The 25,089-nt window shown below is 48.8% G+C and carries 18 protein-coding genes; 4 read left to right on the top strand and 14 right to left on the bottom strand.

Translation table 11 applies throughout. The features are described from left to right. Positions 1-13: 13 nt before the first annotated feature. On the top strand, positions 14-1,072 hold the full coding sequence (locus DXC51_RS02245; protein WP_025488290.1) for a response regulator transcription factor: 1,059 nt from the start codon (positions 14-16) through the stop codon (positions 1,070-1,072). Positions 1,073-1,090: 18 nt separating this feature from the next. Continuing rightward, on the top strand, positions 1,091-2,854 hold the full coding sequence (locus DXC51_RS02240; protein WP_025488289.1) for a sensor histidine kinase: 1,764 nt from the start codon (positions 1,091-1,093) through the stop codon (positions 2,852-2,854). A 151-nt stretch (positions 2,855-3,005) separates the two neighbouring features. Here the strand turns inward: DXC51_RS02240 and DXC51_RS02235 are convergent, their stop codons facing one another. From DXC51_RS02235 to DXC51_RS02220, 3 genes are all read right to left on the bottom strand, one after another. Next, entirely contained in the window at positions 3,006-4,052 is a 1,047-nt protein-coding gene (locus DXC51_RS02235) for a hypothetical protein (RefSeq protein WP_025488288.1), read from the bottom strand. A gap of 360 nt (positions 4,053-4,412) precedes the next feature. Beyond that, positions 4,413-5,015, bottom strand: a complete 603-nt coding sequence (locus DXC51_RS02225; protein WP_021637685.1) for a GNAT family N-acetyltransferase — start codon at positions 5,013-5,015, stop codon at positions 4,413-4,415. Between the two features lie 87 nt (positions 5,016-5,102). Then, entirely contained in the window at positions 5,103-6,521 is a 1,419-nt protein-coding gene (locus DXC51_RS02220) for a phospholipase D family protein (RefSeq protein ID WP_081745251.1), read from the bottom strand. A gap of 432 nt (positions 6,522-6,953) precedes the next feature. Between DXC51_RS02220 and DXC51_RS02210 the strand changes: the two genes are divergently transcribed. After that, complete coding sequence (locus DXC51_RS02210; RefSeq protein ID WP_025488285.1) at positions 6,954-7,766, top strand: TraX family protein; 813 nt, start codon at positions 6,954-6,956, stop codon at positions 7,764-7,766. Positions 7,767-7,801: 35 nt separating this feature from the next. On the opposite strand, the gene DXC51_RS02205 is transcribed toward DXC51_RS02210, so the two are convergent. From DXC51_RS02205 to DXC51_RS02155, 11 genes are all read right to left on the bottom strand, one after another. Continuing rightward, positions 7,802-9,289: a sulfatase family protein gene (locus DXC51_RS02205; protein ID WP_025488284.1), complete on the bottom strand. Its 1,488-nt coding sequence runs from the start codon at positions 9,287-9,289 to the stop codon at positions 7,802-7,804. Beyond that, positions 9,286-10,647, bottom strand: coding sequence for a sulfatase-like hydrolase/transferase (locus tag DXC51_RS02200; RefSeq protein ID WP_117530644.1), 1,362 nt, complete (start codon positions 10,645-10,647; stop codon positions 9,286-9,288). The genes DXC51_RS02205 and DXC51_RS02200 overlap by 4 nt, the downstream gene beginning before the upstream one ends. A 5-nt stretch (positions 10,648-10,652) precedes the next feature. Next, entirely contained in the window at positions 10,653-11,546 is an 894-nt protein-coding gene (locus tag DXC51_RS02195; RefSeq protein ID WP_049942254.1) for a carbohydrate ABC transporter permease, read from the bottom strand. Positions 11,547-11,608: 62 nt separating this feature from the next. Then, on the bottom strand, positions 11,609-12,538 hold the full coding sequence (locus DXC51_RS02190; RefSeq protein WP_025488282.1) for an ABC transporter permease: 930 nt from the start codon (positions 12,536-12,538) through the stop codon (positions 11,609-11,611). A 198-nt stretch (positions 12,539-12,736) separates the two neighbouring features. Then, entirely contained in the window at positions 12,737-14,389 is a 1,653-nt protein-coding gene (locus DXC51_RS02185; RefSeq protein ID WP_025488281.1) for an extracellular solute-binding protein, read from the bottom strand. Between the two features lie 226 nt (positions 14,390-14,615). Continuing rightward, positions 14,616-16,583, bottom strand: a complete 1,968-nt coding sequence (locus tag DXC51_RS02180) for a helix-turn-helix domain-containing protein (protein WP_181970012.1) — start codon at positions 16,581-16,583, stop codon at positions 14,616-14,618. A 271-nt stretch (positions 16,584-16,854) separates the two neighbouring features. Further along, the gene (locus DXC51_RS02175) at positions 16,855-17,487 is read right to left on the bottom strand and encodes a GTP pyrophosphokinase (RefSeq protein WP_044914536.1); all 633 of its coding nucleotides are present in this window, start codon (positions 17,485-17,487) and stop codon (positions 16,855-16,857) included. A 257-nt stretch (positions 17,488-17,744) separates the two neighbouring features. Further along, on the bottom strand, positions 17,745-19,391 hold the full coding sequence (locus DXC51_RS02170; RefSeq protein ID WP_243003105.1) for a DUF4091 domain-containing protein: 1,647 nt from the start codon (positions 19,389-19,391) through the stop codon (positions 17,745-17,747). 136 nt (positions 19,392-19,527) lie between these two features. Beyond that, entirely contained in the window at positions 19,528-21,168 is a 1,641-nt protein-coding gene (locus DXC51_RS02165) for an extracellular solute-binding protein (RefSeq protein WP_117530646.1), read from the bottom strand. A 32-nt stretch (positions 21,169-21,200) separates the two neighbouring features. After that, entirely contained in the window at positions 21,201-22,076 is an 876-nt protein-coding gene (locus tag DXC51_RS02160; protein ID WP_025488276.1) for a carbohydrate ABC transporter permease, read from the bottom strand. A 14-nt stretch (positions 22,077-22,090) separates the two neighbouring features. Then, positions 22,091-23,032, bottom strand: a complete 942-nt coding sequence (locus DXC51_RS02155; RefSeq protein WP_025488275.1) for an ABC transporter permease — start codon at positions 23,030-23,032, stop codon at positions 22,091-22,093. A 228-nt stretch (positions 23,033-23,260) separates the two neighbouring features. On the opposite strand from DXC51_RS02155, the gene DXC51_RS02150 reads away from it, so the two are divergent. Further along, a complete protein-coding gene (locus DXC51_RS02150) occupies positions 23,261-25,039 on the top strand; it encodes a sensor histidine kinase (RefSeq protein WP_181970011.1) in 1,779 nt (592 codons plus the stop codon). Positions 25,040-25,089 lie beyond the last annotated feature (50 nt).

The following is a 25,089-nucleotide window of genomic DNA, read 5'->3' as shown; positions in this document are numbered from 1 at the left end:
GAGAGGGAACAAAATGGACTTTAAGGTTTTATTAGTGGATGATCAGCAGCTTGTTTTAGATGGGTTAAAAGAACAATTGAACTGGGAACGATTTCACGGCACGCTTTGCGGAACCGTTACAGATGGCGCAGAAGCGCTTTCATTTATCCAGGAATGCCGTCCGGACGCCATCATTTCCGACATTAAAATGCCGCATATGGATGGAATTGAGCTCGCCAGACAGATTGATGAGTCTCCTCTTTTATCCGGCATCCCCATCATTCTGTTATCCGGCTATCGGGAATTTGAATACGCTAAAGGCGCCATGCGCTACCATGTGAATCATTATATTTTGAAACCTGTCACACGAAAAAAAATAGAAGAGCTTGAAAATATTCTGCTGGAACTGTACCATGCCAGAGAATCCTCCAGGGCCAAATTGCTTGAGCTGACAGACAACTCCTACCAGCAGGAAATTGCTTCCGCCCTCCGCCATAATGATATCAACAGAATTGAAGATTTTTTCAAATCTCCTCTGTACCGTGAATGCATAAATGGGAAATATTGCGATATCATGGGAATGCAGCTACTTTCTCTTTTATACAATTATCTGGAAGATATTCATTTTACGCCGAATGCGCTGAATACTTCCCGCGCCCATACCATGAAGCTGTTTTCTGAGCTGCCGAACTGCGCATTAAAAGCTAATTATGTAGAAAGCACCTATTTCGATGTCCTGAATGTTATACATCAGCAAAAGGGAAATAACACCGAAGCTCTGTATCGTTATGCAATACAGTTTATTGACCAACATTATACGGATCCGGATTTTACAATTTCCTTCCTCGCTTCCGAAATGAATATTTCCCTTTCCTACCTGAGTACCTTGTTCAAACAGTCTTCCGGGAGAAACCTGAACAACTATATCACGGAAAAGCGGTTGGAATATGCGAAAACACTCTTGCGCTCTCTTCAGTATTCCATCAGAGAGATCGCACACCTGTCCGGCTATGACGACGCCGGGTATTTTTCTTCCCTTTTCCGCCGGAAAGTCGGAATGAATCCGACAGAATATCGTAACTGCCAAATATAACAATCCGAGGTTTTATATATGCGTAAGAAAATGTTTTTAACACTGTGCCTTTCCATTTCCGCAATCCTCCTGCTCTCCTATTGCCTCATTTATGTTACCTTTCGTTCTCTGCTAAGGAATGAAATTCAGGAAAAACAGCAATATATACTGGATTTTAACGAAACAGTATTTACAAACTATATTGACTCCTTTAACCTGATTCCTTTCCAGCTCGTTGACAATCATGAAATCGGGAGTGCCCTTAACACCATCAGTTCGAACTACCTCGACATGTTTCGTGCAAGAGAAGCTCTGAAAAAAGAGTTTAATAAATACTTAAAACTGCTGGTTTTTACTTCAAACCTGGATGGACGGCTGATCCTATATCTGAACAAGAATATTCCGCTTTCCGCCTACTGCGATTCCGCCTCTCTGTCGAAGGATGTTTCCCTGAAATCGATCCAGATTTATGCCGATACAAAAGTAAAGGATGAAAAATGGTATCAGCGCGCTGCCTCTCATAAATATTCCCCCTATTTTTTCCTGAACGAAAGCACAAATGAAATCTGCTTTGCCAAATGTGCGCAGAGCTATTACCTATATCCGCCTTCTGCCGAGGGGATCGGACTGGTTGTCATCAGCATTCCGACCGCTTCTATTCTGGAAAAGCTGATGATGAAATCCATCACCCCAAACAGCAGCATTATTCTGATGAATGAATACCACGAAATCCTCTATCAACATGGTTCCACAGTTCCGGCAGATGCTGTCACGCTTTTTTCCAGCCAGTCTTCAGAGCTCCTCCTTGACGGCCATAAATATCTTGTGAATACCGCTTCTGTGAAAAATAATCTATACCTCACTTTTCTGACTCCGTATTCCGATATTGAAACTGTCATCCGCAGTTCTCTGCGCCCTTATATTGCCTTTTCCCTCATAACATTTGTGGTTTTGATTTTAATCCTGTATGTACTGTCGCGCAAAATCACCGCCCCTATCATCTCTTTTGCAGACTTATTATCCAAAATTGAAGATACCAGAACTTTCAATCCCGAATTACTGACGCATTATAAGGACGCCGAACTTGTCAGGTTATGTAACAGCTTCCAAAATCTGATAAGCCGTGAAAATTCCCTGATTGCACGCATTGATGAAGAAAACAAAGCGAAAAGAGCCGCCGTCCTGCATGCTTTGCAGGCCCAGATCAATCCACATTTTCTGTACAATGCACTGGATGTGGTCAGCTGGATGGCGTTATCCAAACGTGAAGATGCGATTGCTGACGTTGTCTCTTCCATTTCCAATATGATGCATTACAGCATCTCGCATCCGGACGCCCTGGTAGCCTTACCCAGTGAATTGGACAATATTCAGGAATTCATACGCATCTTTCAGCTGGAACGTCCTACAAAAATATATTTAACGATAAGCAGCAAAAACGATTTAAATCCAGCGGATATAAAGATCCCCAAATTCACACTGCAGCCTCTCGTAGAAAATGCAGTTTTACACAATCCGGACAAGTCCTGCCTTCACATAGAAATTGAAATCGCCCTCCGTTCAAACCTGCTTTCTATCTCCGTTGTTGATGACGGTATTGGCGCTGATCCGCAGAAACTCAACGCCTATCTAAATTACGAAGAGACTGACCTTGCTGTCAGCAATGGCTTTGGAATTCGGAATGTAAATGAAAGGCTCCAGATGCATTACCCTGAGATCGGCTCCCTGTCCTATTCAAAATCTCCATCCGGCCGACTGACTGCAACGCTCATCATCAGCCTGGAAAGCAATGGGGAAAAATGACAAAGAAGGCAGGATGAAAGTCCAAAAAATGAACTTTCTTCCTGCCTGCTATCATGGAATGCTTCACTGCGGAGGCGCTGTCAGGGGGCCTCCTTCATGCGATATTCCCCGTCAATGGTAAACAAAACCACCCACAGCAGGCATATCTGGCTCAGTGTCTTGCTTCTTTTATCCCTTCCAGTCCCGATTTCCATACTCTTAAGATATCTTCCGCCACCTCCGCGCACTCACGAATTTTAGCAGCAATTTTTTTTCGCTGTTCCTGGTCCTGAAGAGTTTTAAGCGTTATGTTAAAACCGCCGCCAAGGGCTTCCAGGCTGTCAGCTTCATTTTGGCTTCCTTCACCTCCCCAGATTTCAGCCATTCTGTGATACTTTGCGCTGATCTCCTCTAAAAATACAAAATCCGGGTTCAGTTCCTGCGCCCGCCTTAAAAAATTATGACAACAGCAGCCGTTCGTTGCAAGTACGCACACATAATTCGTATAATGCGCCCAAGTATCAAATTCTTCCGCTTTCATCACGTCAAACCTGCCGCTTTCAATGTCTTTTGCCCATTCTGAAAAAGCATCCGGCCCAAAACAATAGCTTTCAGTATTCACGCACATGTTCTTCGGTATTTCGATAACTGCTTCGCGATAAATTTCCACAAGCGGACGGTTCGTTTTTTTCGCTCCTACAAACGTCCAGCCCTCCATCTCGTCTGCTTCTTCGTAGATTTCCTTTTCCAGTAAGATACTTTCCGGTATGGCGCTATTGCCCGTAATATAAAGCAATGTCTTTCCATAATCTTCATATCCCACAAATACACTGTCCCGCCGTCCGGCAATGACTGGAACTGACTGGTCAATATAGGAAATCAGGCGGTCAAGATACAACTCCCTATTGTTCCGCAGTTCCTGATTGGAAACATATGTCGCGTCATACCCGCATTTTTTAAAAAGTTCTTCTATAAATTCTGCTGAATTCTCTTTGCGCCGATACGTAGAAACTGCATCATACTTTGATATATTGCGGGCAAAATGCTGCGTAAACAGATCGCCGGTGATTCCTGCAAAAAACCAATAGTCATAATCCTTTTCACCAAGGCACTCCATTACATACTTTGCACAACCGTTAAACCAATAATTTTCACCGTTTTCATCTGTTACAAGGCGGTGAATTACTGGAATAAGGTTGCTCTTTTTCCTTTCACTCATACGTGTTCCCTCCCCGGCCATTTACCATGAAAATTCCAATCAGTCTCTCCATGCCGAATCAGATAAATCTCCAAAATATTACTCCCTGCATTTGAATTTTCACTTATTATTTATGTTTTCACTTGCCTCATTCACAAAAGAATAATGATAATAAGATACCTTGCATTTATCATTTTTTACTATTTACAGTTTTCTCTTTTATATAATGCTATCCGGCTGAAAAACAAAGTAATTTATTTTTCCGCTTTATTGGAGAATAGCTTATCTTCAAGCTGTTTTTTAGAGTCCGTTTTCATGTAAGGGCTTGGGCAAAAGTAAGGGGCTGCCCTCCTAAAGAGTATCCCAATGTTTTGCAGTTCCTCACTGTTTTCCCTGTATCCGCCCTAAAATCGCCGCAATCCGCTCTTCTCCCACCGCAGAACAAGGGATGATTTCCGCCGGCTGTGGATCATGTGGGCCAATTGCCTTGACATAGCTGGATACATCCAGCCATTTGCCCATCTTATATCCGGTATTATGGGACACTCCCTCAAGCGTAAAGCCCATTGATTTATGGAGGGCATCGCTTTTTTCATTGGGGCTTGTTACCAGGGCATATGCATTTTTTACATTCTGGCATTTCAGTATTTCTATCAGGGCCTGATACAGGGCTTTTCCCATGCCCATCCCCGTGCAGTTCTCATCCACATATACGGAAAGCTCTGCGTTCCACTGGTAGGCCGCCCGCTCCTGGAAGCGGTGGGCATAGGCATAGGCCGCGATTTTTCCGTCCATTTCACATACCAGATAAGGGTATGCGCCGAGAATGCCGGCCATCCGCTGTCGGAAGGCCTCCACTGTGGGCACCTCATATTCAAAGGTAATCGTTGTCTTGCGTATATAGGGTTCATAAATCGCCAGGATTTCAGGCGCGTCCTCCATAACAGCCATTCTCATGGTAAAATTTTTTGCGTTTGTTTCCATACCGAATTTTCATGCCTTTCTTTTCGTTTTTTTCTTATGTTAATTATTCAGGGGAAATCTGTAACTATTCAGCCTCTTCCGGGATTCTCAGGCCAGCACACGCACTGGCTGGAGCAGAAGCCCCACCACCTTCCAGGCCGCTCTTTTCCAAAAGGGGACTTCTGCCACAGTCACATGATCGGGGACGATATAATTATGCGTATCCACCACAGTGCGGCAGTCCTTTTCGATTTCGCCCATATAGCCCAGGAGCTGTCCGGTCAGTTCTTCGCTCTGGATTACCAGCATAAGCTCCGTATCCATATAGGTACTGCGCAGGTCAAAATTATAGGAACCTATGGCGCACAGATCGTCATCTATCACCAGGGATTTTCCATGGGTGGAGTAGCCGCCGTCATACTCGTACAGCTTGATGCCTGTAGCCACCACATCCTTTTTATGGTACTGATAATCGCTGGAAGCCACAAAATTATCTCCGTTTTCCACGGAGTTGATGACCATTTTCACATCAGGGACCGTGTTGACGATTTCAGAAAGAGTCTGATTCATATAGTCATTGGTCACTACATACGGCGTGTGGATGACCACTCGTTTTTCCGCACGTTTCATCAGCTCGGTCAGCGTGTAAAAGACGTCCGGCTCCTTGCCGTAGATTCCCGTGGGGCCTGATACAAGGCGTATCCGGTTCGTGGGCACAGTATGGGACAGATAGTCATAGGAGCCGTCAAAAAGCTCTTTATAATTTTCCTGAAGAGCTTCATACCTTTTCTCAAGGAGCGCCGTCTGCTCTTTTATGCGTTTTTTGTCCCGCAGGTTTTCATCATCATGGAAAAGCCTGCATTCCGGCATATTCCATACGCCTTCAAAGTATTCCTCCACCTGAAAAAGCGAGCTTTCATGGCTGTCAGCGCCGCCCTGCCCGGTATTGTAAACCAGCACCTCCCGGTCCAGGCTCTTATTTTTGGTATCATAATCTCCCAGAAAATAATCAAAGGTATTGCGTCCGCCCAGAATATAGGCGCCGTCGTCCACTATAACATATTTATCATGCATCCTGCCCTGGCTCTTCCAGGGGGCAAGCAGGTTGATGGGATTGTATATTTTAATCCGGATATTGGGATGGGAGGATACCGCGTAAAATAGCGGGTCAGGCTCCATCCTGATCAGGCCGCTGAAGCCGTCCACGAGAATCTGTACCTGCACGCCCTCTTCCGCCTTATGTAAAATTACGGAAAGCAGATCCTTTGTGCTCTCCCCATTGCGCATGTCAAAAGTACTCAATATAATACGCGACTTCGCGCCGTCCAGCAGACGGAGACGGTGTTCCCAGGCACTTTGGCTCGTCTCCAGAATCATGGCCCTGTCCATGCCCGTTTCCCCGCTGCGGAAGTCTTCCGGCCGGAAGGAATCCCCGGCCTGGCTACTGACCTCTTTATATTTTATAAAAGGCGCCATTGCCCCTACTACCAGGTAAACAACGGCGGATACCACAATTATCAGTATCATCTGTTTTACTTTGATTCTCACGCTATTCACTCCTGTTGTTACAGATTGCACATTCTTAGTTCCGGCCGGAGTTTCTTTCTTCCCGGCGGCATGTTGAAGAATATTATAGCGCACATTTCGGTAAATTCAACTGACGCAGGAAGATTTAATATAATTTTTTGAATTTGCCGGAAGGATGACTTCCATACTGTATGAAATACGCTTCTGTGAGTTCTTCCGAAATATACCCGTTTTTTTAACTGCAGCAAGGTGACAAAAATGTAAGGTATATGAAAGGCAGCATTAAGGTATAAATGTTCATTTTCAATTATACTTATAAAAAGTGCGAGAAGCATCCAAAGAAGGTTCGTCCTCAGCTTCATATTTGTGGCTATGGCGGCCTCATACCCGAAGTTGCGGACGAACCCCAAAGTAAAAGAAAAGGAGAAAGAAATGTCACAGAAAGGGCTTAACAGCTTTCAAATCAAAGTAATTGCATTGATACTTATGGTCTTCGACCACATCCACTATATATTTTCCGGGATCTGGGATATTCCAATGTGGTTTACCATGCTGGGGAGGGTGTCCGCCCCGCTGTTTATTTTCATCTCGGCAAATGGGATGCGGTATACAAGGCATCCCGAGAAATATATGCTGCGTCTGTGGGCCGGCTCCGTGTTCATGAGTTTTGGGAATAAGCTGATTAATACTTATTTTCCTCTGCCCGGCGGGGGGATTGTTATGAACAATATTTTTTCCACCCTGTTTATCAGCTCCCTGGTAATCTACTGTATCCGGAAAATACGGGAAAGAAAAAGGGAAGGGCAGCCGTTTATACGCTATCTGCTCCTGATGTCCGTTCCTGTTGTCAGCAGCATTCTGATAGTCCTTACAATACTCGTACCCAGGCTTACCGCCGTTTCCACAGCTATCATGGCCTTCGTCCCATCGCTCCTGTTCTGTGAGGGGAGTTTTGCATTTGTCCTGCTTGGCGTGGGCTTTTACTTTTGCCTGGACAGTAAAAAGAAGCTTTCCCTGTTTTATACGCTGTTCTGTCTGTTTATCTTATTCACGGGCCACCAATCAGGGGAGGGCCTGCTGAGCGTTTTCACCGCGGATATCCAATGGATGATGATATTCGCCCTGCCCGTCATGCTGCTTTATAATAAACAAAAAGGCGCGGGGATGAAGTATTTTTTCTATATCTTCTATCCCGCGCACATTTATCTTTTTGCCATACTTGCTTTTTACTGCGCCGGCAGGTAATTTCCCGCCGGATGTAGCCGCAGTCTTGCTTAATTTTAATTGTCAGGCCAGGCAGGCGGGCACGCCTCCTTGCAGGGGATATAGTTCTTCCTCCCCTTAGCATAAACGCCCGCCCTCTCGGTCTGTCCCATCCCGTAAACGCCTTCACGGCTGCCATCCATGGCGGGATTCACATATTTGGCAAACCATTCCTCAAGCTCCGCCAGCAGAAGCCGTCTGATCCCTTCATATTCCTCTTTATGGATCAGATTATGCTCCTCCCCGGCATCCTCCGTCAGATGATAGAGCTCATCCGGCCCGTAAGGGTATCTGTGTACCAGCTTCCATTCCCTGGTCCTTATCATGCGGTTTGGGCCGTATTCATCCAGAACCACCACCGCTTCCCCTTCCAGGTTTTCCCCTTCCAAAGCCCTGCGGAAGCTTCTGCCGGGCAGGCCGGATGGAAATTCCTCCTTCATCCCCAGCAGATCCATGAGCGTAGGAAAAAAATCATACTGGCTGTGCATGCTTGTAACCACCTGCCCCTGGGGCAGCGCCGCGGGCCAGGAAACGAGGAAGGGCACCTTTACGGAGGTATCATACATATTGAAGGGGAAGGTCCCGTTTCCTTTTCCCCAGATCCCATGATGCCCCATATTCATTCCGTTGTCCGCCATAAAGAATATAAGGGTATTTTCCAGCTCCCCTTTTTCCCGCAGAAAATCAAGAATTCTCCCCACGCCATGATCCATGGCAGTAATTGCGGCATAGTAGCCTCTCAGCAGTTCCTTCCTGTGTTCCCCCGTCCCCATGGGAGCCGTAGGTATCTGCCTGGGATGGGGTTCTTTTTCGGGAACGGAGTCAAATGGACAGCTGCGGTAGCGTTCTATATACTCCGCGGGATGCTCCTCCTCTTCCCATGGGCTGTGAGGAGCGGTATAGTGCACGCCCAGATAATAGGGCGCAGCCTGCGCGGATAATTCCTCCAGGAAGGTGAGCGCATGATCGGTAATCAGATCCGTCACATACCGCTTTTCCTGATGCAGGACACCGTCCTCCACCATATCCGGGCGCATATAATGGCAGCCGCCGCGTCCGATTGTATACCATTTGGAAAATCCATGCTGCGGGCGCAGGCTGTCTCCCAGATGCCATTTACCGGACAGGGCGCAGGTGTAGCCGTGCCGTTCCAGCACATCCGTATAGGCGGGCATTCCATCCAGATATCCGATAGGCCTGTCCTCCAGCCTGAACTCCCCACTCTTCTTAAGCTCCTCTGAAAGCTTCCCCTGATCCACATTTCCCGACGCGATCCAGTCGTGCACGCCGTGCTGGGAGGGAATCCTTCCCGTCAGAATCGAAGCCCTCGCGGGCGAACAGACAGGGGAAGTACAGAAAAAATCGGTAAATCTTGTTCCGTGCTCCGCCAGGTAATCCAGGTTGGGCGTCTGTATTTCTTCATTGCCCGCACAGTGCATGGCCCACGCCCCCTGATCGTCCGTTAAAATAAAAATAATATTCGGCATACCCTTTTTCGAATTCAATACCATACCTCCCTTGGGAGAAAGCGTTTCGGCGTCCGATACTTCTTATGATGCTCCTTCATCTTCCGTGTCAGCTCCTCCACCACAGCCTGATATTCCTCTTCCTGATAGAGATTCCTTCTCTGCAGAGGATCCCTTTTCATATCGAACAGAACATGGTCATGGAAAATCTCTCCCGTATTTCCCCGGCCCACATAGGCCAGCTCATAGTCTTCCGTCAGTATCCCCGCCCTGGGCACATCACTTGGATGAATATAAAGCTCCCTTTGATAGTGCGCCTCACCTTTAAGCAGATCCTCTGATTTATCCGTGCCGTGAACCGCAAAGGGATAGTCAATCCCCGCCAGCCCGGAAAGTGTCACGCCGAAATCAACCACATCCAGATAGGTGCTGCTGCGCACGCCTGTTTCAGCCTTACCCGGCAGGTGCATTACCAGCGGCAGATGATATACGCTTTCATACAGGTTGTTCTTCTCCAGCAGGCCATGCTCTCCCATATATTCTCCGTGATCTGTGGTAAAAATCACTATCGTGTTATCCCATAGGCCGTTTATCTTTAAATAATACAGCATTTTCCCCACATTGTCATCAATGCATTTCACAGACCCCAGATACTGGGCCTTCAGCCTGGCCAGATGTCCTTCCCGTTCGAATATGCCCAGAGGGAAATAATGGTTCCTTCCCCAGGTATCCCTATCCGCCCAGTCCGGGATTTCCCTGTCATAAAAGCTTTCCGGGATTTCCATCCTCTTCGGATCAAACATGGTATCATAGGGGGCCCTCACCTCATGAGGCTGATGGGGATCCGGAATGCTCACCATCAAAAGGAATGGCTTTTCCTTCTGCCTTTGCTCCATAAAAGAAACAGCCTCATCCGCAAGCCAGTCCGTCGTATAGGTGCGTTCATCCCCAACACAGCGTTCCGGCCGGATGCCGTCCTGTGTCCTGATTACGGATTTGCAATGTCCAAACTCCACCTTATCCTTCCAGTCCTCAAACCCCAGCGGATTATATTCCCCCAGCAGGTCCCCACTTTCCTTGTGATCTGCCAGATGCCATTTTCCGATATACCCGGTCTGATACCCCGCCAGACGAAAAGCCTCCGCGAAGCCATGCTCCTGCATCCCTACAGGGACGCCGTTCCTGTAGGCCCCGCTGGCATGGGGATAACGGCCGGTCATAAAACAGCCTCTGGAGGGTGTGCAGACGGCGCTGGGCGTATAAAACTCATCCAACGCAAGCCCCTCCTCAGCGATGGAATCTATATGGGGCGTTAATACCTCATGCCCGCCGTAGCAGCCCAGCACATCTCTTCTGAGCTGATCCGTATATATAATAAGCACATTTTTTTGTTCCACAGCATTCACCCCTTTACTGATCCGATCATCACGCCCTTAACAAAATATTTCTGTACAAAAGGATAGAGCACAAGCACTGGCAGGGAGGAGACGATAATTACCCCGTATTTTATGGTACGTGCGATTTCCTTCATTAATTCGATGGATTCCGGGTCCGTCACGGAAGGATCCACGGACTGGCCGGTAATCAGAATGTCCCTCAGGATCAGCTGCAGCGGATAGAGCTTGTTGTTATTGACATAAATCAGCGCATTAAAGAAAGAGTTCCAGTGCCCTACCGCATAATACAGAACCATAATGGCGATGATTGCCTTGGACAGAGGGATTACCACCCTCATAAAATACTGGAACATGTTGCAGCCGTCGATCTCCGCGGCCTCCTGCAGCTCCAGCGGCAGCGTATTTACAAAAAAGGTGCGGCACAGTATCAGGTTGAAAACGGAAAAAGAGCCAAGTATCATCAGTACATAGGGCGTATCGGTGAGATGCAGCCCTTTGACGATCAAGTAGGTGGGAATCAGGCCGCCGGAAAAATACTTGGTGATGATCAGCAGCTTCATGACAACGCCCCTGCCCGCCATATCCGGCCGGGAAAGGGCATAGCCTGCCGGAATGGTGAGGAACAGGGCAATCAGCGTACCGAACAGCGTATACCGGATGGTGTTGTAATAACCAGTCCAAATCCTCCTGTCGCTCAGGATATAACGGTAGCCCTCCCAGGTAACCCCTTTGGGAAAAAGCAGAACCTTCCCGGAGGCCACCAGCTCCGGGCTGCTCACAGATGCAATGATAACGAACCACAGCGGGTAAAGCACCGCCAGTGTAAGCAATATTACGCTTACATAGACAATTGTCAGAAATACCTTATCCGACAGGCACAGCCGTTTAAAATTTTTCATAATTACCTCTTTCTGCATATCGCAGGCATGCCTGCAATGCTGCGTCTTTCAGACCTTGCCTCCTACCACAGACTGTTTTCCGAAGTCCGGCGCGCAATCGTATTGACCGCCAGAAGCAGCAGCAGGTTTATCACGTTGTTGAAAACACTGATCGCCGCCGAATAGCTGAACTGCCCGCCCTGGATGCCCACCTTATAAACATAGGTGGAAATAATTTCGGAATAATCCAGGTTAATATTGTTCTGAAGCAGGAATACCTTTTCAAAGCCCACGTCCATGATCTCTCCGGTACGCATAATGAGCATAATCACCATGGTGGGAATAATAGACGGTATGTCGATAAAAAGCATTCTCTGGAATCTGGTCGCACCGTCCACCGTAGCTGCCTCATGAAGCTCCGGCCCTACGGAGGTGAGCACCGATATGTACATGATGGACCCCCAGCCGATTCCCTTAAGCACTCCGGACCAGACATAAATATGCCGGAAATTCGCAGGATTTGACAGGAAATTCACCGGATCTATACCCAGAATCATCAGAATCTGGTTGATAATGCCGTCGCTGGCAAGAAATATCAGAATCATGCCGCAGAATACCACTGTGGAGATGAAGTGCGGCGCATAGGTCACCATCTGGGAAAACTTTTTCAGCTTTTTGCTGCTGATATAATTCAAAAACAGGGCAAACAGTATGGGCAGCGGAAATTCCGCTATCAGAGAATAAAGGCTCAGCGCCAGCGTGTTCCATACCAGATTCGTAAACTGGTAGGATTCAAAAAAAGTCTTAAAGTGCTTCAGGCCCACCCAGGCGCTTCCCCATATGCCGTCGGCAACTCTGTAATCCTTAAAAGCCAGCTGGATCCCATACATGGGAAGATAGCTGAACAGCAGGACATAAATCATCATGGGAAGGACAAAAAGATAGCAGCCCCAGCTTCTTCTCAGTTTTTTCAGGCTGCGTCCCCTGTTCTTATTCATTTTGTTACTTTTCATATATGCTCCCATCTGCGCGCTGAAGCGCACATAAAAATAAGGGAGTGTGAAACCGCTTTTTCACACCTGCTCCCGTCCGCGCATTTTGGCGCGAGTGTAATTCAACGGACCAGCCGCGGGGTTAAAATCCCCGCAACTTTCCCGCGGCAGGGCCGGCGTCTCACCGGCCTGCCGCAAGGTATCCGGCCTGCCCGCGCATTATTTGTTCATGGAGTCCACGAATTCCTGGCAGAGCGCCGTATATTCATCCACCTTCAGGCTCTCCAGCTTTTTCAGGTGATCCTGCCATTTCGCGTCATCGATGCCGTTAATGATGGAATCCGCAATGAATTTCTTAAGGTAAGTGTCAATATCCGCACTCAGCACGGATCTTCTCTCCGCATTTTCCAGGGAAGCGGTTCCGGCTGGCAGGGATACCACGCCATATTCCATCTGTTCCTTTACAGCCTCCAGTTTCAGATCTCTCGGCCATTTGTCATCGTAAATAAGTTCAAGGTCATATTCGTTTCTCCACAGGGACGGGGTAACGCCGGCGAAGCTTTCCGCATTCCGGTACTCAGCCTTTGTCTTGTAGCCGCCGTGCTCCTCCAGCACCTGGGCATCCATGGTGAGGAACATGGGAACCTCTTTGCCGTCCTTTTCCACAATATCCCACCATACGCCGCGTTCCCCGCGTCCCCATAACAGCGCCTGCTCCAGGGTGGAATTGATATAGTCATACCATCTTACCAGCGCCGCCGGGTTCTTGCAGTTTTTGCTGATGACGAATCCGCCTGTTTTGGTCACATTATTAATGCCAACCATCCTGTCCCCGGAAGCATTTTTCAGAAGAGGAAGTACACGGAAACTGCTTGTATCGGTGGTTCCGCAACTATCCGGATTGTAGCCAGCCAGCATACCCACCTTATTGCCGGAGGAATCCCTTGCCGCATACTGATCGTCGCTCAGGGTAAAGACATCCTTGTCGATCAGGCCTTCCTTATATAAATCATTCAGATATGCAAGCGCATCATAATATCCCTGTTCCTTTGCGCTGAAAATTACCTTATTATCTTTTGTAAATACATGGTTGCTGTTCTCTATCACACCGAAGGCGCCCATCATATTGTCAATAGCGTTTCCCCATTCCCATGCGGAATTGAAGGTAAAGGGGATTTCGTCCTTTTCCCCGTTGCCGTTGGGATCCTGATCTCTGAAGGCGATAAGCACCTCCTTGAGTTCCTCGGGGGTTTCCGGCATATCCAGCCCCAGCTTATCCAGCCATGCGCCGTTAATCCAGTACTGGGTATCAATAATATTCTGTGTGGATTCATCACCGGTGGGCAGGGAACGGATTTTGCCGTCAGGGGAAAGCAGCGCCTGCGGATAGTCATCCCTGGTGCTGAAAAATTCGGTTACGGCCGGCGCATACTGATCCAGATAGTCATCCAGGATCGCCAGCTGTTCAAAGTTTCTCGCCATATCCACATCCCCGATAATCGCATCAGGAAGGCTGTCCGTGCTGAACATGATATTTATTTTCTCATCCCAGCCGGAGGCGGGTATTTCCATCCATTCAATATGGATATTTGTCGCCTTTTCCGTTTCAATGACACAGTTTTTCTCAGCGGCCGATTTAATGGAGCTTCTTTCCGGCACTGCTATGACAAAGGTCTCCGGATCATTTACAATGGGGAGCCCCTCCGCATTGAAATTGCTGTCCGCTTCGGCTGCCGCCGTCTGCGTCTCCTTAGATACGGTTTCGCTGCCGGACTCTTTCTTATCAGAAGCGCCGCATCCGCCCAGTATGGTTCCTCCAAGCATTACCGCACTCAATATAAGTGCACCAATTTTGGTAAATCTCTTCTTCATTTACCTTCCTCCTTTTTCTTTTTCGCAGTATTTTGTGCACTATGCACATCAGCTGTATCTGATGCGCCAATCATATCGTCATTTTTGCATTCCGTATATATCATACATTTGAATAATGTATCGCTTTCATGAAAATAATACAGGAATTTTCAATTTTCAGCCCCCAATTCATTAAAAGAATACGGGCCTGGGAGTCTCCTCCAAAGCCCGTTTCGTATGCAGCCGACTAAAAATCCTGTTTCCTGATCTGTTCCCTGTAAGCCCCCGGCGTCATTCCGGTCTGTTTTTTAAACACCTCAATGAACACCGTGCTGCTTCCATATCTCAGCAGCTGGGCAATTTCCGATACCTTTCTGTCACTTTCCTCCAGAAGCTCCCTGGCCCGCTCCATTTTAATATTCTCCACATATTGTGATATGCTCATACCCTGATTCTTTTTGAAGAAATGGCTTAAGTTGGAGACAGAGGTTTCAAATTCGGAGGCCATATATTTTACGGAGAAATTGTCCTCCAGATAATGCTCGTGGATATAAGTGAGCACATCCACGATATTTTTCTTCCGATAGCCTCCGGCCGCTTCGGCCTGCTGCGGCCTTTCCTGTTCCTTCCGGCAGCTCAGGGCCTCCCTTATCCGCTCCTTCCACCGATCCGCGGACTTCACAAGCCCGTCCTTTTCCTCTTCGAATAAAAGCTCCGGATCCAGCTCCGCCATACGCAGCATATCCCAGAGAATACAGACGGCCGCCGTTTCCTTCACTTCCTTTATCGTATCGAACAGCCCCTCCAGCAATACATCCGCCCGCAGCGTATCGCCAAGCTCCACCGCTTCCCGGAAGGCGTTCATCTCCACCTCCGGATAGCCCTTTCCCGTTTTATCCAGGCTGCGCAGCGCCCGGGAGGCCTCCCGGTAGGACTGCCGGATCCGGGATATGTCCATGCACAGCTCCCCGATTCCGATATCCGCGCCCATTTTACTGCATCTGTCCCGCTTCTGCTCAAGCTCTATCCTTGTTTCGTCCGAACAGATCAGATATACCCTCGCCTCCTCAAAAAGAGCCAGCGGATAGGCGGTGGTAATACTGCTGCCGCTCATCTGCTTATTAAAAAATTCGCATATCTCCTGGTTTCTTTCACTGTCCTGGGGAACAATAACGAAAAATTTGTACCGTCTGTTCACATAGATTCCATTTTCCAGGCAGCTTTTCCACAGCTCATCCCCCTCCTGGATATCCTGTCTCAAAAGCTCATATAAGCATTTCTCCGCCCGCAGCCTGTTGCGTTCCTCCTCCAGCTCCTCATTATTCTCCATAAGCCACTGGAAGGAACGGTAACGCCGCCTGGAAAAATACAGGGCCAGTCCAAAGCCCGTCACCACCGAACAGCCAAACCAGATGCCATAGCCCTTCAGAAACGGCTCCATATTCTTATATACCACGTCTTTGGGGATCATCTGGATGACCCGGAAGCCGGAATCCAGATCCCTCGTGTATGTGAGATAATCCTTCTCCTCCTCCAGACCAGCTGCAGGCTTTCCCAGCTCATACAGAACCACACCGTCATGAATGATCCTGGTCACGCCGCTTTCCGGAAACTCGCTGATTCCGAACTGCTCCTTCAGCCTGGCCCTTGTTATGGTAAAAAGGAGGTATTGCACCTCGTTTTCTCCCGACTTTCCCCAGGTACGCAGCGGACAGATCAGAACCATTTTCTCCTGCTGCCGTTTTCCCACCGCCTTTCTGGCACAGATGGCTTCCTGTTCCTCAGGGAAATCCCGTTCCATCATACAGATGGACTGAAAAAAATAATCCGCCTCATACAGGCCGCCGGAGGACAGCACCCGTTCCCGATCCGGCTGATAGAGATAAATATTCTCCACAAATGGGAAATTTTCTTCCTTCTGCTTCAGATCCGTTTCAATATCCAGAAAATATCCGGGCGGCTTCTCCGCATAGTAAGAATTATACCGTTTATCATATCTGCATTCCGTATTATAAAAATTGACCACGCTCATCTGCTGGTGCCAGTATTCCTCTTCCCTCTCGCCATAGCTTCTGAGCATCGTCTCTATCTTCTGCACCTGCTGTCTGCCTTCCATGATAAAGACGCTGCAGAACACAATGATCATTGGTATCAGCAGAACAAAATTATAGGTAATCACAAAATGAATATAGTTGAGTTTGCGTGCTTTCTTCATACCTATTCCTCCCACATACCGCAGTCCTGCCTGCGATACGGCATCCATCAGCAGTTGGGCAGGAACCTTCCGGTTTCCTCCGCGGATCCCTGCATCACTATTGTATTATGAAGCATTTAAGAGGGTAACACAATCCTTTTCTTACTGCATAATTTTCCCTGCCAGGGAGGACGAAACGGCGGGCGGCCGGCGGCCGCCCCTCCGGCCCTGGCCGTAAAAAAAGATGCCTCACCGCGGCACCTTTTTTTATAAACCTGATTCTGTTTCCCTGCTACCCTCTCTCAATCCGGTTGCGTATCTCCTGCATCCTTTCATCCATGCTGCTGATGATTTCCGCGCACGCTTCCAGTTCCTGCGCAATTTCCTCCGAGTGGTCAATTTCCTTCTTGTATTTCAGCTTATGCTCCAGGCTTGCCCAGAAGTCCATGGCGATGGTGCGGAACTGCACCTCCACCCGCATATATTTCTTACAGTTGGAAAGGAAAATAGGCACCTCCACAATCAGGTGCAGGCTGCGGTAGCCGTTGGGTTTGGGATGGGCGATATAATCCTTTTTCCCAATCAGCTTAATATCGTCCTGCTTTACCAGCATGGCGGCCAGCGCATAGATATCGTCCGGGAAGGAACAGATTACGCGCACTCCTGCGATATCGTTCAGTGTCCGTTCTATATTTTCTACGGAAAGCGGCATTCCCTTTCTGCGCATCTTATCAATGATACTTATGGGCTTCTTCAGCCGCGACTTGATGGTTTCAAAGGGATTCCTGTTATAGGTCATGGAGAATTCCTCATCCAGCACCCGGAGCTTGGTCTCCACCTCCATCATGGCGCAGCGGTATCTGCTCATCAGTTCCAGGAAGGGAAACGCCGACTCCAGCAGTTCCTCCGGGCGCTCCCCTTCCATAATCCGGGTAAAGGGATCCGAGGCCAAATCCTTTTCCTGTAATTCTTGCGTTCTTTTCTCTTCCATAATCCTTTTCCTTTATAACCGACTGCTTCCGGATTCCGCCTTTTTCCGGCTTTTTTACATCCGGGCCGCAGCCCTGTGTTATTCCGGCCTGTACGCTGATGCGCTGCGGCCTTTTTTATCATAACACAAAATATTTTTCGGGAAAAGCATTCCGGACGGCTTTATAAAGATTTCACTTTCCTGAATTTTGGTTAACTTAAGGCGCGCAGCAGCTCTTCATATACCTCCTCCATAACCTGCGGATCATCGCAATACTTTTCATTGCTGATAAACAGGCGGCCCATCAGCTTATCATGGAGCGTTCTGTCTTTCTTCCGGAGGAGCTTTAAAAGTTCCGCATCCTCCGCCCCCCGCCGCTGTGCTTCCAGGCGCATGCCCGGCCATGCTTCCTTCCCGGTTCCGGGATACACCAGGAAAGAATCGCCGCAGGGGAAGTTCGTTCCCAGCCCGGTATCGTTGGGACAGCTGGTCGCCTGGAAGGGATCCATTCCCTCCGGGAACTGGTTGAAGCCCCAGTGCAGGAAACCGGTCAGACGGTTGGCCTCACAGCCCCAGAAAAGCAACCGGTTTTTAATCAGGGCAAAGTCCAGGAAACGGTTCAGCCAAAATCCCTGAGGCCCGCAGCAGACATAATTCCATACCTCTTCCCCCAGGTCCGTCAGCCGTAAAAAGCCCTCCCGGTCCGCCTCATAGCCCGCCGTGCCGGGCACCCAGATATCAATTCCTCCCCGGAAGCCGGAAGTGCTGACCGCCTCAATGATCCGCACCCTTGGCAGATATTTTCTCAGTATAGAAGCGGTGAGATAATACTGTCTCTTTCGGGATTCCAGTGTTTTTTCCGAATCCACATGGATATCCGGTTCATCATGGATGTGCACCATCACCTTATCATCCCATCCGTTTTCCCTCAGGAAATCCGCCAGCGCCCGGATGAAACGCACCGTAATTTCATAGCCCTCCCAGGAATCAAGATCCACCTCCGGCGCCGCCATGCAGCGGAAAGTGCCGGTAAACATATCCGGGGAACCATCTTCCCTGAACCCCCGTGACAGCAGCGGCCCGATTTCCAGATATTTCATTCCGCTGTCAAAAAACAGGCTTATCATTTCCTTCAGATACGAGAAATCAAACCGGTACGGATCCGTTCCCGCCACACAGGCCTTATCCAGCTGTATGTAAAAACAGGTCTGTCTTGCCCGCCGCATCAGGGCAATATATTTTTTCAGCACCTCCCAGAAAGCCGGTTCTCCCTGTCCAGTCTTATGAAAACGGCAGATGGCCGGGATGCTGAACCAGTTGGTGATCTGGAATTCCTCCTCCGGGATCCGCACCCCATATACCTCTATTTCCAGCAAAAGGCGGCATTCCCCTTCCTCCAGCGCAACCCTGACCTCTGCCTGGCAGGTTCCCTCCCGGATATTTTCTCCGGGAACAAGGCATAAATAAATGGCTGCCCTCCCGTCTTTTGCCTCCACAACGCCCTCCGGACGTGGCATCAAACAGTCATAGACCTGAAAGGGGGCTTTCCTTATGGCATAGGGCGGTTTTTCTTCCACCGGGTCCATAAGAACCATGCCGCCTCCCTGGGCCACGCCGTTTCCGGTATTATATTCCACCGGCACCGCCCTCATCCCATACCATTCCGCCGTAAAATCCCCGCTGCTAAAAGTGCATACGGCCTTTTCCCCCAAGGTGGGAAGCAGCAGCTGGATTCCCCTCCTTCCGTTCTTTGCAGCTGCCAGGCGCAGTTTATCCGGCAATACGCCCAATTCACTGTCCGGGAATAAAAATTCCTCCGCCTGCGTCACCTTTCCGTACCTTATTTTTTCTTTCATCATCTTTTTTCCTTCCCCTTCTGTCCGGCTGTCCCACCGTTTGCAAACAGGCGGCGCAGACCGCCGATACGGTGCCGCGCCGCCTGCCTGAGGCTTTTTGTGCAGTTTTAGCCAGACTTGTGTCCTGTGCGTTTTTAATTTATTTGGTAATGCCTGCCGCTTCGGCGGCTGCATTCACCTCAGCGATCATATCACTGAGCCCTTTGGATTCATAATTGGCCATCAGATCATCCACCATCTTATCCACAGGTTCCGTCCCCATCATAATCTGCATTAAATCATCATCCGAATTATAGACAAAATTATCCTTCAAAGGCGTGCTTAAGAACATAATCGCATCATAGTATTCAGGCAGATAACCATTCTGAACCGCATCCTGATGCCTTGCTTCGTTAAGCTCCCTGTATTCCTGCGGACGAGTGCTGGGGAATGTCATATCCCAATCCGAAGGATTCCACATAGCAATGCTGTTTACGCTGGAATTCGGATTCATGAACGGATATTTTTCGGCCAAATCCACGCCTTCTTTCATCACAACCATGCCATCCTTCAGATCATAATCCTCGCCTTCTATGCCACAAAATACCAGACGTTTTCCTTCTTCACTGTAGAGAAAATCATACAGCTTGCAGATAGCCGCCATCTTGGCATCATCCACGTTTGCGGAAATGTAGCTCTCCGACCAGGATTCCGTATCTACAAAGTAATACTTCTTTCCATCGACGCCGGGATACAGCTTCGCTATTTTCACATCGTCCAGGAAGCTGCGGCCGTACAGGGCTTCATAATCCTTCCCAATCTGATCGTACAGCCATGCAGGGCCTGCTCCCGCGAATACCATGGCCGCCGACTGTCCCTGAAGGAATTTTTCCTTGGAGGTATCCAGCTTTGCAAGCGCCACGTCTTTTTCAATGGTTCCCTCCTGATACATATCTCTGGCAAGCTGCATGGCAGCCTTCATATCCCCTGCAAAATAGCCGGGTACAAACTGATCGTCCTTTACCACCCATTTTTTGTCGATGATTCCGCCGTAAGGATACAGGAATCCGCCCAGCAGGCTGGGAAGCGCCTGGGTAAGGCCTCCCACATTCTTTCCTTCCGGATCCGCTTCGATTATTTTCTTCAGCATATCCCGGAACTCGTCATAGGTTTCCGGCTCTTTGGTCACTCCTGCAGCCTGCGCCAGATCCCAGCGGTATACCACGTTCCTGTCCTGGACGCTGTAGGAAATATCCCCGTAGGTCTGACGGGGGATCATATAATAATGGCCGTCTCTCATAGCCGCAACCGCCCTGTCCATCTTCAGATATTCCTGCAGGTTCGGGTAAGCGGAAAGGTCATCCGGAAGCGCCCGGATCACGCCCTGTTCAATCCACTTCCCGTAAAAGGACTTGCTTACGAAATCCCCGGCAAAGATATCCGGAAGCTGGCCGTTTGTCGCCCAGAGCTGAATTTTCTGATCCGCATCGTCCCAGGTCACATTCTGGGGAACGAGCTTCACACCTGTTTTTTCTTCTATTGTCTTGTAAATGGGATCATTTTCCCCGCCGGACAATCCGTCCTCCGCCCCCCATATGGCAATGGTAACCTCCACCGGCTCCGCGCCGGCGGATACGGCTTCTGTAGTTTCCGCGGCCGCTGCCCCGGCCTCGGAGGCCTCCGGCGCTTTTCCCGTTTCCGCCGGGGCGCCTGCCCCTGTCTGCCCGCCGCAGCCTGCCAGTAAGCCTGCCGCCATGGTGACTGCCATTAAGACCGCTGTTAGTTTTTTCATCTTTTTCATACGTTTTCTCTCCTTCATTCTTTATTTCAGGCCTATTCCTTGACGGAACCGACCAATACGCCCTTTACAAAATACTTCTGCACAAAAGGATACACGCACAGGATAGGCAGCATGGTGATAATGATAGTCGCCATCTGGATGGACTGGACAAATACTTTATTATGGCTGCTCATCATGGACTGCGCCTGGGTGGCCAGCTGGCTGTTGAAATTGACCAGAACATCCCGGAGATAAATCTGCAGCGGCTTGATATTTTTATCGCTGATATACAGGTAAGCATTCCACCATTCGTTCCACCGCTCCACTGCATAAAACAGCAGGAAGGTTGCCATAAACGGCTTGGAAATGGGAATAAAAATACGCGTCATCACCACAAATTCATTAGCCCCGTCTATCCTGGCCGCTTCTTCCAGGCTGGCCGGAAGGCTGACGAAATAATTCTTCATGATAATCAGGTAATAGGTGCTTATCATGCTTGGAAAAATCATGGACCAGATGCTGTTGTCCAGCCCAAGTCCGCTTACCACCAGATAAGTTGGAATCAATCCGCCTGAAAACAGCATGGTGAACAGGATCGCACTGAGAAAAAATTTTCTCCCTATCAGCCTTTTCCTGGACAGTACATAGGCTGCTGTAACCGAGAATACCATATTTAAGGTGGTTCCCACAATGGTGACGAACAGCGTGGTCCCCAGCGACCTGTAAAAATAAGTGTCGCTCATAATGGTTTTATATCCCGTCAGGTCAAATACGTGCGGATACAGGTATGGGGAATAGGTGGCGCTGGCCAGGGTATTGGCCAAAGACACTATCAGCACGTTATAAAACGGATAAATAGTTATCAGGGCTATCAGCCCGAAAACCAGATATAAAACCACATCGAACAGCGATATTTTTCTTTTTTTCATAATCCTCCCTCCTGTCAGAACAGCCCTTCTTCTCCGGCGCTTACCACCACTTTGTTGGCAATGGTAATCATAACTACGCCGATTACTGATTTCAGCAGGCCAATGGCCGTAGTATAGCCAAAGTTGGTCCCCACCTGGAAGGACTGGCGGAATACATAGGTGTCGATAATATCTGCCACCGGATAGACCGGGGAGGAATACAGATTAAATATCTGATCAAAGGAAGCGCCTCCCATAATGCCGCCGATCTGGAGTATAAGCATGGTGCAGACAATGCCCAGGATACCCGGCCAGGTTATAAAACGCATTTTCTGGAACCGGTTCGCGCCGTCTATACTGGCCGCCTCATATAGCTGGGGATCAATGCCCGTCAAAGCCGCCATATAGATAATGGCGTCCCAGCCGCATTCCTTCCATATATTGGAGATCCATATAAACGGCCGGAAGGCTTTCAATGACATCAGGGGCGATACCTCCGGAAGCTTCAGCGCTCCCAATACCTGGTTTACAATCCCGTTGGAGGCAAACATACTGATAAGGATTCCCGACAGCACCACCCATGAAATAAAATGCGGGAAGGTAAACACTGTCTGGAAAAATTTTTTCACTCTCGGCTGCCGGATTTCATTCAGGGCAATTGCCATAAGTATCGGCATGGGAAAATGGAACAATAATTTCCCGAAACTGAAAATCAGCGTATTTTTAAAAGCCCTCCAGAATTCCGCATCCTTAAACATGGTTTGAAAGTGCGTCAGCCCGATCCATGGGCTGTGCCACAATCCCGTATTGTACTGGTAATTTTTAAAAGCCAGGCTGATGCCCCCCATGGGCAGATAGCAAAATATCACATACCACAGAAGAACCGGAAGAAGCATAGCATAAAGCATCCAGTCATTCCGAAAATGCTTTCTGAAATTGCCCTTTGGCTTCAAAGCCACCCTTTTTTCCCGTCTCATCCCTTCACCTCGCTGTTTGTTTTATGCTTTTCTGTCTTTTATTATAGGGTAAAAAAGCGGGAATAAGTATGGTCAAAACAGGGGAGATTCGGCCCCGGAAAATGGATAAATTTTAGGAGCGGGGGCCTTTGGGGGTAAAAATGGATTTTCTTTAGGCACAATCCTGCATTTTTCCATACAGGGTTCCTGCCGGGTATGCTATACTTTTTATCAGGAAGGAGGAGGGTTATGTCAAACTTATCCATTAAAAAGCAGTTTCAGATCATACTGGGGTGCATGGCCGCTCTCAGTCTGATTCTTTCCGTAGTTTCCTACACTGCGCTGGATCGCCTTCTGCTGAAGAATGCCGCCGCCTATGCCAGAAATACCTCCCAGAAATTCGACGGGGAGATGCATTACCTGTTCCAGCGTATTGATTCTATTTTTAATACGCTTCTTTTCGACCGGAACATTGAAGGGCTTCTGCATACCCCCTATTCTTCAAAATCCCAGAAATATGTGAAAGAACTGCTGGTTCAATTTACTTCCTTTTCCATCATGAACCAGGATATCAGCGACATCGCCCTGATTTCTCCGGATATGTCCTGGTCCAATCTGTATGACGCGGATACGCTGCGGCGGCTTTCCGGGCAGATGGAAGGGACCCATGGACTATACAGCTTCGGCTTTTTGTCCTCTTCCCTGACAAATACGAATATTTCCCGGGAAAAAAGGATGGTCTTTGGCTGCAATGTTTATGGTATGCATGAAATGGCCTATTATGGAAAATACCAGGGAAGCCTGATTCTTTCCATTGATTTGAAAAAAGCGCCGATTATCCTCCCCACAGAGGATGAAAGCACCACCTATTTTCTTCTGGCGGACAGCCTTGAAAATACCTTCTCCTTTAATTGTCCCGAGGATATTGCCGCCTGCCTTCTGGACAGCTGCAGAGAGAAAAACGCCTTTGCCGCAGAGGAACCTGTAAATTATGACACCCCTGATTACCTGATTTATGTCACGCCGGTTTCCAATGTAGGCTACCGTATTATAAGCGCTATCGACAAGAGGCAGCTTCGCCGGGATGTCCTGCATACCACTATAATAATCACCCTGATCATCACAGCCTCGCTTATGCTCCTGGCCTTTTTCATGTATATCCTGCTTCACAACATGGTATCTCCGCTGGATCAGCTTTCCTGCTATATTGAAGAAATCAGGCAGAAACCGCTGAACAAAAAAAGGATGCCCCTGCACCTGGGCGGCTGTTCGGAAATCCGCACCCTCAACGCCTCCTTCCACGAGCTTCTTGATGAGCAGCAGAAGCTGACCCGCCAGCTGTACCACACTACGGTGTCACTTTATGAAACCGAGCTGGAAAAGAAACAGGCGGAACTGGAATTCCTGCGCAGCCAGATCAATCCTCATTTTCTTTATAATACCCTGGAGTCCATCCGGGATATCGCCATGGAGGAACAGGTGCCCGAAATCGCCGGTATGTCGGATGCCCTGGCCAGACTGTTCCGCTATAACGTTAAGGGAGACGCCAATGTCCCTTTCTCCCAGGAGCTGGAAATCACACAGGCCTATCTGGATATCCAGAAAGCCCGTTTTCCCGGAAAGCTGGAGGTTATCTGCAGCGTACGCCCGGAAACCCTGTCCGTCTCCATCATGAAATTTCTGCTTCAGCCTCTGGTGGAAAATGCAGTTTTTCATGGTATAGAACCCGCGCTGCGCAAGGGAACGCTGTTCATAGGCGCCCGGGTACAGGAGGGCCGGCTGCTGATTACCATCCAGGACGACGGCATCGGCATTCCCCCGGAACAGTTTGCGCAGCTGCAGGAGCACCTGGCTGATATCAGTTTCATCAATACCTACTCCCAGCAGCATGTGGGAATCCTCAATGTAGCGCACCGGATTTTGCTTAATTACGGAGAAGGGTACGGACTCACACTGGAATCCGCACCGGAAGAAGGGACACGCATCCTGCTGACGCTGCCTGCGGACAGGGAAGGCGATGCATCCTGACGGAGCTGCTGCGCATTTCACTGCGGCAGGGGGATCTGTTATAGAAAAGG

This window comes from Eisenbergiella massiliensis, assembly GCF_003435485.1.
This window is presented reverse-complemented; position numbering and strand designations above follow the sequence as displayed.